The sequence below is a fragment of the Phenylobacterium sp. genome, from assembly GCF_036402295.1.
Taxonomy (GTDB): Bacteria; Pseudomonadota; Alphaproteobacteria; order Caulobacterales; family Caulobacteraceae; genus Phenylobacterium.
Genome location: NZ_DASWTE010000035.1, coordinates 1 through 12,351 on the forward strand (window position 1 = coordinate 1; position 12,351 = coordinate 12,351).

Sequence of the window (12,351 nt, forward strand, 5' to 3'; positions counted from 1 at the left end):
GTGCGCGCCCTCTGCGCCTGAAATGCGGGTTGCCCGGCCCGCCCGCGCATGGCATCGGTCGGCCAAGGACAGCGCGCCGGCTCCGCCCGCCTGTCCCCGCGCGGCCCGGTAGCTCAGCCGGATAGAGCAGGGCTTTCCTAAAGCCAAGGTCGGGGGTTCGAGTCCCTCCCGGGCCGCCAGAACACTGAATCAATTAAATAATTCCGCTTCCTGCGTAGATACCCTAACCGCTACCCTAGCGCGGAGCGTGGCTTTGGGTGGATCTTGGTGGAACCAGCGCCAGGAGGCCCGGCGGACTCGAACTTCCGAGGGGGATCTGGTCTGGAATGCGGCTAGATACCAGCGAGCATACCAACAGGCCTGTGCGACCTGCTTTGAAGGTCCGCTAAGCGCGCTGCTAGAGATCCAGAACCAGCTCGAGGTCCGCAGCTCGCGAGCAACACGGGGTGAACTGATCGTGGCGGGATCGTTCCTCGTCCGTCAGCAGTACGTCTCGATGCTCCACCGTCCCCTCAAGGACCCTCGTGAGGCAGGTCCCGCAAACGCCCTCCCCGCACGAGGTCGGGATCTCGATCCCGTGGGCGGCAAGCGCCTGGATCACCGACTGATCCTTCTCGACCCGCACGCGCAGGCCCGTGCTCGCCACTTTGACGTCGAAGGCCTTATCGTGGGTCGTGTCGTGCGCGACGGCGGCGAAATGCTCACGGTGGACGCGGGCGTCGTCCCACCCGAGCCGGCCGGCCGCTTCGACCACCGCTTCGATCAGCGGCGTGGGCCCGCAGACATAGACGTGGGCGCCCGCCGGCTGGCCGGCGAGCAGGCCGCTGACGTCCAGGCGTCCGCCTGTGTCACTGACGTGGAGGCTTGTGCGGCTGCTCAGGGTCGAGGCTTCGATACGGTCACGGAAGGGCGCTCGGGCCAGACTCGTCACGCAATAGTGGAGCTCGAACGACGCGCCCACATTGGCGAGGCGCTCAGCCATGCACAGGATCGGCGTGATGCCGATGCCGCCCGCAATGAGCAGCGAGTGCTCCGCCCCGTGAGCGAGCGGGAAATGGTTGCGCGGCGGGCTGACCTCCAGGGCGTCCCCGACCTGCAGCGTCTCGTGGAGGGTGCGCGATCCGCCGCGCGAGTCCGGCCTTCGCCGAATCGCGATGACATAGCGGTGCGTTTCGGCCGGGTCGTTGCAGAGCGAGTACTGGCGGACCAGATCGGGCGTGATGCGGACGTCGACATGCGACCCGGCGCTGAACGCGGGAAGCGGCTTGCCCCTGGGGTCGGCGAGCTCGAAGGCGCAGACGTCCTCCGCTTCCATGCGCCTGGCCACGACCCGCAAGGTGAGCCCGCTCCTGGCGCCCTTGCGCAAATGCTTGCGGATATAGGGGCTGAAGCCGGAATAGGCCTGGACGGGCACGGCAAGGCAGACCAGCAGCAGGGCCAGCTGATAGGGCGCGCCGCCGACCAGGCCGGAGTGGATCGCCAGGATGAACAGGTAGGCCTTCCGCCCCGGAGGCAGGTCGGCGAAGTGATTGAATTTCAGCACCCGGCCGGTAGACGCCTCCAGGTAGAGATATGACTTGGCCTCCTCGTGCGGCGCGCCCGGCTCCAGCATCTCGACTTCGACGGCGGGGCTGTTGGCCTTGGGGTACTTCAGCACCACCCATTCGAGGTCCGGGGCCACAGCCTTGGCGCGCGCCCAGAGCAGGTCCATGGACGGCTGTTCTCGCGGGCCCGAGACCGGTGCGAACCTGGGCCTTGGATTGTCGACCGAGGACCCTGCGCTCCAGGCGATCACCTGTTTGGCCCAGTCGAACGAGAACGGCAGGCCGGTGAGCGTGAGGACAAGCAGCAAGGCGGCGCCGTAGGCGCCCAGAACGCGATGCAGGCTCAGGGTCCGCGCCACCCCGGGCAGTCGGGGATTGTAGGTCAGCGCGGTCTTGAGCCCGGCGCGCGAGCGCGGCCACCAGAGAACCACGCCGCCCATCACGAGAAAGATCAGGATCGCGGCGTTCAGCCAGCCGGCGACCGCCCGCCCGCCTTCCATGAACCGGAATCGGTGCAGCCAGTCCATGACCCCGAACAGTCCGCCGTACTGGTTCTTCGCACCGAGGACGCGGGCGGTGCAGGGATCGAGGTAGACGAGGTCCTTGTTGGCGAACTTCACGGCGACCGAGCGCGACGGCTGCGCGCTCACCTCGAGGCTGTCCAGCTTGCCCTGGGGATGCGCCGCGCGCGCCCTTGCGGCGAGCGCGTCCAGGGAGATAGGCGCGTCGCATTCGCTGGCCTGAACCAGCCGGCGCTCGAGCCGGTGCTCGAAATGCGGCCGCATCACAAGAACGCCGCCGGTCACGGCCAGGAAGACCATGGCCAGGCCTATGGTCAGCCCAACCCAGGTATGCAGCCACAACAGCGTCTTGCGGAACCCGCTCGGCATCGCGCGCACCTCAGGTCCGCCCATCGGGCGCAACGGGGTTGCGCGACGGGCGCAGGCTGGCGGCCAGTTGCGCCTTGTCCAGGGCCCCCTCCCACCGCGAGACCACGATGGTGGCCACCGCATTGCCGATGAAGTTTGTGAGAGCCCGGCACTCCGACATGAACCGGTCAACCCCCAGGATCAACGCCATCCCCGCCACCGGCACGGCCGGGACGACCGAAAGCGTCGCCGCCAGGGTGATGAACCCGGCGCCCGTGACGCCTGCCGCACCCTTCGAGCTCACCATGGCCACAAGCAGCAGGGCGAGCTGGTCGCGCAGCGGCAGATCGACGCCCGTGGCCTGGGCGATGAACAGGGCGGCCAGCGTCATGTAGATGTTCGTGCCGTCGAGGTTGAAGGAATAGCCGGTGGGCACGACCAGGCCCACGACCGCCTTTGGACAGCCCGCCCGCTCCATCTTCTCGATCAGGCTGGGCAGGGCGGCTTCCGAGGAACTGGTCCCAAGCACGAGCAGCAGCTCTTCGCGCAGGTAGGCGATGAGCCGAAGGATGGAGAACCCGTTCAGCCAGGCGACCGCGCCCAGGACCCCGACCACGAAGAGGATCGAGGTCAGGTAGAACGTCGCGACCAGGGCGGCGAGGCTCACGATCGAGTCCAGCCCGTACCGTCCGACCGTGAAGGCGAAGGCCCCGAACGCCCCGATCGGGGCGGCCTTCATCACCAGATGAACGAGCTGGAAGACGGGGCCTGCCAGGTCGTTCAGGAAGCGGAGAACCGGCAGGCCGCGCTCGCCGGTCATGGCCAGGGCGACGCCGAACAGGATCGAGACGAACAGCACCTGGAGGATTTCTCCCTCCGTGAAGGCGCTCGCGAACGTCGAGGGGATGATATTGGCCAGGAACCCGGGGATGCCCTGCTCGTGGCCCGCCGCCGCGTAGCCAGCCACGGCCGCCGGATCAAGCGTGGCCGGGTCGATGTGGAGGCCGGCTCCGGGTCGGACCACATTGGCGACGACCAGGCCGAGGATGAGGGCCAGTGTGGAGAAGACCAGGAAATAGGCGAAGGCCTTCAGCGCCACCTTGCCGAGCTTGCCCGTGTCGCGCGGCCCGGCGATGCCCGTGACCACGGTCAGGAAGATCACTGGCGCGATGACCATCGTCACAAGCCTGATGAAGGCGTCGCCCAAGGGCTTCAGTCCGGCGCCTATGTCCGGATAGGCCAGGCCGAGCAGACCGCCGATCACGATGGCGAGCAGGACCTGCACATACAGGTTCAGATGCGCCCTGCGCGGCTTGGCCGCGGCGTCGGCGGGGCAGTCGCCAACCGCGGGCGTCCCGACCATCGTCACCGCCCCTGCGCGATCCCGCACGCGGATGCGGCGGGTCCAGGGTCATGGTCGTGCTGCATGGCGGATCCTCCGGACGTCGGCGTCTGGGGCGCCGTGCCGTCAGTGAGGGGCGCCCGGCGATCGGACGCATCCGACATTGGACCTAGGGAGGGTCGGCGGGGGCCGTACAAATGCACGACGCAGCCGCCTGGCCGGCCGCCCACCGCCCGGTCGGACCCCGGCGCCGTTCGAGCGCCAGAGGGGCTGCGGAGCCGCCGGTTCACCCGTCATTTGGCGGATCAGATCGGCCGTGCAGGCGCAAGGTTCAGTCGGACAACGGATGGGCCGACCGGGGAGGCCTTCGTCACTATGGGTGCGGCGGCGGAGACCGCGGCGCGCAATCTGCGTGCAGTCGGGGAGGACTATACGATGCTCACAGTGAGCTTGAATTCGGCCACATCCTTGCGGCGGACGCTGTTGCTGGCGGGCTCGCTGCTCGCGCTGCTTGCCGCGGCGCCGGCGGCCCGGGCGCAGGCCGGGGAAGGTGATGAGGAGGTCGATGAGGTGGTCGTGACCGGCCGCTTCATCGCCACGGGAGCCTTCAGCGGCACCAAGCTGGACATTTCCGTCGCCGACACGCCGCTCAGCGTGGCCGCCTACACGCGCTCGTTCATGGACGCGGTCGAGGTGACGCAGATCGCCGACCTCTACAAGTACATGACCGGTGTGCAGCGGGGCGGAAACACCGGCTACGACATCTCGCTGCGAGGCTTCAAGACCGCCGCGAGCGACCGCAACGCCATCCTCACCGACGGGCTCCCGGGGCTCTCGGTCCGCTTCGGCTCGCCGCCGACGATCGGCACGGACCACGTGGAGGTCGTCAAGGGGCCCGCCTCGGTGCTGTACGGTCAGGCCCAGCCCGGCGGCTTCGTGAACATCATCGCCAAGAAGCCATCGCACGACCGCCAACTGGCCGTCGAAGGCCGCTTCGGCGCCGGCCTCGCAAGCTACCACCGTCCGGGCATCGCCATTGTCGACCTCGACGCGACCGGGCCGATCGGCGACAGCGGCTGGGCCTACCGGCTGATCGGCGAAGCCGGCGAGACGAAGGGCTTCCGCGACTTCTCGTACGAGCATCCGGTCTACGTCGCGCCGAGCGTCAGCTGGGACATCGGCGAGCGCACCCGCGCCACGCTCCTGCTGGAGTACCGGCGCACCAAGACCCACTACGACAGCTATCTGGTCGCACCGCAGAAGGACGTCAGGCTGATCCGCGACATCAGCACCACCTATCAGGAGCCCGGCGACTATCAGACCGAGCGCGGAACGACGGCGACCTTGTTCTTCAGCCACGAATTCACGCCGGCGCTGAAGCTGAACCTCGGCTACCGCTGGGTGGACCACGAGGACGCGGCCCGCGGCTGGGATGTGGTGGGGATCACCGCGAACCGGCAGCAGGTCACGCGCCGCGCCCGCGGCCAGGCGAACACGCGCATCTACAATTTCGTCGACGCCAATCTCGTCGCAGACTTCGGCGTCGGGCCGATCCGCAACAAGCTGGTCTTCGGCGCTAGCGCCGGACGCGAGATCTCCGACTTCAACCGGCTGCAGTTCTTCAACGCGCCCGCGACCGGACCGCTGTCGGCGAACATCGACATCTTCAACCCCGCATACGGGCGGGTCCTGCCCCTCTCGGCCTACCCGTTGGTCAACCCCAACACCCCCGCGAACCTGAACCACCGGTACTCCGTGTCGGACGCCCGGGGGGTCTACGTTTCGGATTTCATCACCTTCAGCGAGAAGCTGAAGGCCCTCGTGGGACTGCGCTGGGCAAAGGAGGAGCTCAGCATAGACGAGCGGCGGCTTGCGGGGGTGCCCAAGCAGGCGGCGTCGAACCATGACTGGCTGCCGATGGCGGGGATCGTCTTCCAGCCCACCGAGCAATGGTCGCTGTATGCGAGCTATTCGACGTCCTTCGTGCCGGTGCCGCCATCCAACCAGGACATCAATGGCCGCTACAGCTTCTCGCCGACCACGGCGAGCTCCATCGAAGGGGGCGTCAAGGCCGACCTGCTCGACCACCGGCTGACCTTCACGGTCGCCGTCTTCGACATCCGGAAGAAGAACGTCATCAACACCTTCACCTGCCCGCTCGGGACATGCGCGGAGCAGGTGGGCGAAGAGCGGTCGCGGGGCGTGGAGCTCGAGGCGAACGCGCAGCCGCTTCCCAACTGGCAGATCGCAGCGGGCTACTCGCACCTCGACGCGAAGGTCACCGAGTCGAACGTCGCCAACCAGGTGGGGGCCTGGCTGACGAACGCCCCGGAGCACAACGCGCACCTCTGGACGCGCTACGACATCCAGGGGGGAGCCCTCGAAGGCCTGGGGCTCGGTCTTGGCGTCGCCTACAGCAGCGAGCGCGCCGGCCTGATGCCGACCCGAACGAGCACGGCGACCCTGCCGCTGCCGGCCTACACGACGGTGGACGTCGCGCTCTATTACGCCGTCCGCGACATCAATTTCACGCTCAAGGTCTCCAACATCTTCGACGAGCGCTACTACGAGAGCGCCGGCGGACAGGGTGACCTGGCGGTGTTCCCCGGCGAACCGCGGGCGATCTCGCTCACCGTGCGGACGCGCTTCTGATCCCGCTTGGGGCGGGCCTTGCCGGCCCGTCCCGGCGACGCCAGGCGGTTCCGGAATCCGACGTCAGGCGATGAGCGGCGGCTATGCCGCGGTCGGCGCCGTCGACGCCATGCACTCGTGAAGGACATGCCCGGCGAGATCGGATCGCCCCTCGAGGCCGGCCTTGCCGTATATCGCCTGCGCCTGTTGCCTGACCGTGCGCTCGCTGGTCCCGCGCAGGCGGGCGATCTCCTTCATCGGAAGCCCCTTTAGCATGAACCAGGCGACGTCGCGCTCAGCGGCGGACAGCTTCCAGGAATCGAACTCGCGGTTGATCTCCGCCACCACCGCCGCCTGCACGCTCGCCTGCCCCGGCAATGGATCGAGGCTCGGGATCGCTTCCAGGGCCGCCTGAAGGTCCTTTTCGCGGCGCGTGGACTGATGCCGTTGCCACAGAAGCCCGCCGATGATGGCCAGGGCGACTATGCCGATCAAGAGGGCCAGCTGGTAGCGCAGGGCCAGCAGGCCGACGAGGTCGCGAACGTCGCCGTCGGCGTCGACGTGCGGCTGGCTGATGAAGGCCTCGTGCTCCGCGGCGACAAAGGTCCCGAATTCTGCGTCGGCCAGGAACGCGTTCTGCCAGCGATGCCGCTCCAGGGCCCGGGCCCAGACGGGGCTGCGGCTCATCTGCGTCATGAGGGAAACCAGCCGCTGGCGGTCAGCCTCCTCCAGGCCCGGCGCGGCGAACACGCCGCGCCAGTTCATCATCGTCACGTCGACACCGCTGCCCCGCAAGGTCGGAAGACCGGCGAAAGGCTTCGTGGAGGGCGCCGAGACGGCCAGCATCCGCACCCGGCCGGCGGCGGCGTAGGGCGCAAGCTCCGAGTAGCCGCTGATGCCCACGAGGCGTGCGCTGCCGCCGTCCAGGATGTCCGAAACATCGCCCCCGCCGGGTGTGGGCTCGTACTGGACCATGTCGGGCGATGCGCCCACCCGCGCGGCAAGCTGCCAGAGGAGCTGCTGGTCAGGCCCGCCCGTCGAACCGCCGACCCAGTGAAGCGTCCCAGGTCGGCGACGAAGGACCTCCACCAGGTCGTCGATGCGGTGGATCGGTGAGGCGACGGGAACGGCGATCACCTCGTAGTCGCCGGTCAGGCGGGCGATGGGCGTGGCGTTGCGCAGGGAGATGGCCGACTTGTTGATCTGCGCCGCGCCGACCATGACGGCCCCGCCGACCAGAAGGGCGGAGGGGTCACCCTGGCGAGCCTCCACAAACTGGGCCAGCCCGATCAGGCCCCCTGCACCTGGACGCCGGACGATGACGACCTTGCGGACGAGGCGTTCGGCCTCCAGCGCCTGCTTCATGACCGTGGCGGTCTGATCCCATCCGCCGCCTTCGGAGCCCGGCACCACCAGGACGAGCTTTTCGAGGGGTTGGGCGGCCGCAGCCGAACAGAGGCACGCAGACGCGGTGGCGATCGCTGCAAATGACCGGGAAAGCCAGCCGCACGACGATGTGACCCACACACGCCCGATAACGGCAGCGATCCAACAGCCCAGCCCCCGAAGCTGGCGCGCCATATCGTACTTTCGCTTCCTCCGACGGCCTCCGTGTCAAGCCGGAAGCTCCACGCGACTAAGCCGCCTTTGATCTTGACCGTCAAGCAACCGGCGCCGACGGGCCGAAGGTGCGGCCAGGGACCGCGCAAGGCATCCGTCATCCGACGGAGCTTCCACTCGGCGCAATCCCGCGGAGCGCCCATGCCGAGGCGGCCTCCGATCCTTGGAACGCTGTTCCATGCCGTCGAGCCGACGCGCCAAAGCATCGAACAGCAACGTGGGCTCCACCCCCAGGCAGCGGGCGATCAGGTAGAGTTCGAGGACGTCGATGCGGCGCTGACCGCATTCGATCCGGGCCACGTGACTGTGGCTCCTGCCAAGGCGGGCGGCGAGGATGCGCTGGCTGAGCTGCTGCTCCTGTCGCGCCGCGATGGGCGCCTCCCGGATCGCCGCGTATTGCGCGCTGAACACCGGGTTCGGCCGGCGATACGCCCCGCTCATCGGCTGAACCCCGCCGACAGCTCGAAGCGCAGGCCGAAGGCTAGGGCGTTGCGGAGCGTTCGATCGGCGCCGGGATCGATCACGTACTGGACGTCGGGCTGCAGCACGAGCCACGGCGTCGGGCGGAACCTGTACGTGAGCTCGATATTGATCTCCTGCCGCGCCGGCGTATCGCCGACGAGCCCGGCCGCCCGGCGGTAGGCGCGCCCCAGGCGGGCCGCGCTGACGGCAAATCCGAGCGCTTCCTCCTCGAATCCGATCAGTCGACCGCTCAGCACCGCGCCGGCGCTCAGGCTTCGGTCGACCGGATGCGACCGCCCTTCAGCCGCACCGGCGCGGGCGAACAGGCGCAGCGCCCGATCGCCGACCGGCTGCGGCGCCGTCTCCACGACGGCGTAGCCGCCGCCGGAGCCGCCCCGCGTCGCCACCGCTCCGCCCGGCGCCCGGCGCTCGAAGTCCTTCATCTCGCCCGTGTGCCGCCAGCCGCCGAGCGCGATGCGCAGCCCGTCGGCCCGTCCGTGGGCGATCTCGCCGATCAGCAGCGCGCCCTCGCGTCCATCGAGGTGAAGGCGGGTGCGCCGTGGGCGCCGGGGATCGCCCGGCGCGCCGTCGAAGGCGGCAAGCCTGACCGTCCAATCCGGGGCCGGGCGCCCCAGGACGCGGACCGCCAGGCCCGTGATCGGGAAGATCGACGGCCCCGTCTGCCCCACCTGGCTCAACTCCGGGCCGACGCCGTGTGAGCTGTTGATGAAGAGCGCGCGGGTCTCGTTGACGTCGAACTCGCTGTTGAGGTCCACGACGCCGGCCTTCAGCGATCCGCCCGCAACCTGCTGCTGGACCCATGCTTCGTACAGCCGGGTCGCGCCGTAGGTGTCGATGTTGCTGGCGACCTGCAGGTCACCGACGAGGGTTTCGGAGAGCCTCCGATCGTTGTTGTGCAGGCCCGAGACCAGGATGGTCGCGCCGCGCCAGCCGAAGGCCCGCTCCGCGTCGACCTCGAGCGCAACGTCGAGGTTGTCGAGGTAGGCGCCCCCCCGACGCCGCCCGCCCCGCGCGTTGCGCCAGAGATCGCCGGTGTACATCACCGAGAACTGGAAAGGCCCTCCGACCTCATCCCGCTCCGGGCCGGCTTCGACGCCGGCGCGCTGTTCCGCGGTGTCCTGCGCCGCCGCTGGCCAGGCCAGCGCGAGCAGCGCTGCGGAAGACATCGATGCCCAGGCCGCCGGCGTCATCAGTTGGGCCGATAGGTGAGGATCGTGAAGCTGTTCGGATGGAAGACCGCCGGCGGGGCGGCGTTGGGCTCGTCGGCCGCCGGCAGCGTGAAATTGGCCGTCACCGTGAACACCCGTCCGTCCGTCGGATCGAGCTGCATCGTGCGCGCCCTAGGGCGGGTGCTGACCGAGCCCTCGAGCACATAGTCGTCCGGCCCGCGCCGGCGGATCAGGGTCATGGTCGCGTCGCCGCCGTTGGTGGTGACGATCCGGTTGCGCGTCTCGTCGAGGGCCAGGCCGTCGACACCGCGCCCGATGGGCACCTGGCCCACGATCGCGCCGGTGCCTGGGTCGAGCGCGAGGAAGACGGGGGCGTCGCCGCGGCAGCCCAGGAGCAACCGGTCGGCGTGATGGTCGTACTCCACCGACACGGGCTGCTTGCAGGGTCCGAGGCTGAAGCGCGCCTCCTCCTTCAGGTCGCTCGCGCGCAGCTTCAGGACGAGGTGCTGATCCCGCAGGGGGGCGTAGAGGTGGCCGCGGCCGTCGGCGGCTGGGTCGTCCATCTTCTTGCTGGCGAATTCGGTCTTCCCCAGCAGTCGGCCCGTAGGGGCGTCCAGGTGGTACCAGGTGGACTTGTCCGGCCGGGCGCCCACCAGAACGTGGACCCGCTTCGTCGTCGGCTCGTAGACTGCTCCGTTGAGGCCGCCGGCGTCCAGTTTCACCCGGTCGATCGGACGCAACGCCTTCAGGTCGAAGATCAGGACGGATCCGTCGGTCATCGCGACATAGCCACGATTGAACTCGGGCAGCAGCAGCGGTCCATTTGCGCCTACGGAATTCTCGATCGTCTTGATGAGCCGCTGGGTGCGGACGTCGAACACGCTCAGGCCATCCTTGCGGCGGGCGACGAACAGGCGCCCGCTCTGCGGATCGAGCTTCACGTAGTCCCAGTCCGTATTCGTGCTCGGCAAGGTGACTGCGCGCTCGAGCGAATACAGTTCGCCCTTCGCGTATGCGGCCCCGGCAAGGGTGAGGACGGCGGCCGCCACGGCATAGACCTTCAGCGTTTTCACGTTGGCTCCTCTTGGTATGCGGCGGCGCCCGCCGCGATGTGGAAGGGGCGGCGGCTCAACCGCCGGTCAGGGGGATCACACCGAAGAGAAGGCCGGCCACGAGCATCACCAGGGACAGGAGCACCGCCCAGCCGATCGTGAAGCGCTGATGCTGGGCCAAGTCACGCTCGACGAGGCCCACCAGCAGGTAGGTGGACGGCACGAGGGGGCTGAGGAGATGAACAGCCTGGCTTGTCAGCGCGGCGCGCGCGATCTCCTCCGGCGCGACACCGTATTGGCTCCCTGCCTCGGCGAGGATCGGCAGGACGCCAAAGAAGAACGCGTCGTTGGAGATGAAGAAGGTGAACGGAATCGACAGCAGGGCCGTGATCGGGGCCATGTACGGACCGACGGCCGGCGGCAGGATCCTGACCACGCTGCCGGCCATGGCGTCGGTCATTCCCGTTCCATTCAGGATGCCGGTGAAGACGCCCGCCGCGAAGATCAGGGCCACAACGGCCAGGATGTTAGGCGCATGGTGGGCGATGCGCGCCTTCTGCATCGCCAGGTCGGGATAGTTGATCACCAGGGCGGCGGCGGCGGCGATCATGAACAGGACCGGCAGCGGCAGCACGCCGATGACCAGCCCGGCCAACAGGGCCAGTGTCAGGGCCAGGTTGACCGGCAGCAGCTTCGGCCGCTCCGTGGGATCGTTGGCGCCGACGAGTTCCTCGGTGAGCTGCGCGTCGGATGCCTGCAGGAGGCCGATGCGCTTGCGCTCACGCCGGCCGAGGATCCAGGCGAACGCCAGGACGCAGAGGGCGGCCACCAGCATGGCTGGGATCATCGGAACGAAGAGGTCGCCTGGAGACAGGTTCAGCGCGCTCGCGGCCCGCGCGGTCGGCCCGCCCCAGGGCGTGATGTTGGTGATGCCACAGGCCAGCATCAGGATGCAGGCCAGGATGAGGGGATTGAGGCCCAGCCGGCGGTAGAGCGGAAGCATCGCCGATACGCAGATGATGTAGGTGGTGGAGCCGTCGCCATCGAGCGAGACCAGCAGCGCCAGGACGGCCGATCCCACGATGACCCGGACCGGATCCCCGTGAACGACCCGCACGATCAAGCGGACCAGCGGATCGAAGAGTCCCGCGTCGACCATCAACCCGAAGAAGAGGATGGCGAAGAGCAGCATCACCCCGGTGGGGGCGAGGCTCCTGATGCCCTCCAGCATCATGGCCCCGAGCTGTGGCGCGAAACCGCTGACGAGCCCGAAGACGATGGGCGTGATGACCAGCGCGACAAGCGCCGAGACGCGTCCGCTCATGATCAGGGTCATGAACGTGGCGACCATGCCGAAAGCCAGCAGCGTCAGCATGCCATGGGCCTCTCGGCGACCGAGCCTGCCGCCCGCACTGGTGTGGTCTTTGCCACGCGCTTCCTCCCGAACTCGTGTCCAGGGTGCCGTGAGGCGGCCCAGTCCTCATGCGTCATTTGCCGGAGGCCGCCGCCATTCCGTCCCGCGGCGGTCCGTCCTTTGGATTATCGCGCGCCACGTTGGGGCGGTGGACGTGGCGGATGTGAAGGAAGACGCCGACCACCAACGCCAGGATCGTCCGCTTCGCGGCCGACAGGCGACGGTCT

8 protein-coding genes and 1 tRNA gene are annotated in these 12,351 nt (G+C 68.6%); 2 read left to right on the top strand and 7 right to left on the bottom strand.

Features of this window, described 5'->3' with window-relative positions; genetic code table 11:
- Positions 1-102 precede the first annotated feature (102 nt).
- Positions 103-179 (top strand) — tRNA-Arg (locus VGD44_RS01970).
- A 218-nt stretch (positions 180-397) separates the two neighbouring features.
- Here VGD44_RS01970 and VGD44_RS01975 read toward each other — a convergent pair.
- Both VGD44_RS01975 and VGD44_RS01980 read right to left on the bottom strand, forming a co-directional pair.
- Positions 398-2,434 (bottom strand): PepSY domain-containing protein, encoded by a 2,037-nt coding sequence (locus tag VGD44_RS01975; RefSeq protein ID WP_331083330.1) that lies wholly within the window; start codon positions 2,432-2,434, stop codon positions 398-400.
- A 10-nt stretch (positions 2,435-2,444) separates the two neighbouring features.
- On the bottom strand, positions 2,445-3,776 hold the full coding sequence (locus VGD44_RS01980) for a dicarboxylate/amino acid:cation symporter (protein ID WP_331083332.1): 1,332 nt from the start codon (positions 3,774-3,776) through the stop codon (positions 2,445-2,447).
- A gap of 414 nt (positions 3,777-4,190) precedes the next feature.
- Here VGD44_RS01980 and VGD44_RS01985 point away from each other — a divergent pair, with 414 nt between their 5' ends.
- Positions 4,191-6,407, top strand: coding sequence for a TonB-dependent receptor (locus tag VGD44_RS01985; RefSeq protein WP_331083334.1), 2,217 nt, complete (start codon positions 4,191-4,193; stop codon positions 6,405-6,407).
- An 81-nt stretch (positions 6,408-6,488) separates the two neighbouring features.
- Here VGD44_RS01985 and VGD44_RS01990 read toward each other — a convergent pair whose 3' ends face one another.
- The 5 genes from VGD44_RS01990 to VGD44_RS02010 are packed head-to-tail and all read right to left on the bottom strand — an operon-like array spanning position 6,489 to position 12,085.
- The gene (locus VGD44_RS01990; protein WP_331083336.1) at positions 6,489-7,967 is read right to left on the bottom strand and encodes a tripartite tricarboxylate transporter substrate-binding protein; all 1,479 of its coding nucleotides are present in this window, start codon (positions 7,965-7,967) and stop codon (positions 6,489-6,491) included.
- A 33-nt stretch (positions 7,968-8,000) separates the two neighbouring features.
- Positions 8,001-8,447: a helix-turn-helix transcriptional regulator gene (locus VGD44_RS01995; RefSeq protein WP_331083338.1), complete on the bottom strand. Its 447-nt coding sequence runs from the start codon at positions 8,445-8,447 to the stop codon at positions 8,001-8,003.
- A complete protein-coding gene (locus VGD44_RS02000; RefSeq protein ID WP_331083339.1) occupies positions 8,444-9,679 on the bottom strand; it encodes a carbohydrate porin in 1,236 nt (411 codons plus the stop codon). Before VGD44_RS02000 ends, VGD44_RS01995 begins: the two co-directional genes overlap by 4 nt.
- Entirely contained in the window at positions 9,679-10,731 is a 1,053-nt protein-coding gene (locus tag VGD44_RS02005) for a hypothetical protein (RefSeq protein WP_331083341.1), read from the bottom strand. The genes VGD44_RS02000 and VGD44_RS02005 overlap by 1 nt, the downstream gene beginning before the upstream one ends.
- A gap of 55 nt (positions 10,732-10,786) precedes the next feature.
- Positions 10,787-12,085, bottom strand: a complete 1,299-nt coding sequence (locus tag VGD44_RS02010; protein ID WP_331083343.1) for a CitMHS family transporter — start codon at positions 12,083-12,085, stop codon at positions 10,787-10,789.
- Positions 12,086-12,351: the final 266 nt, after the last annotated feature.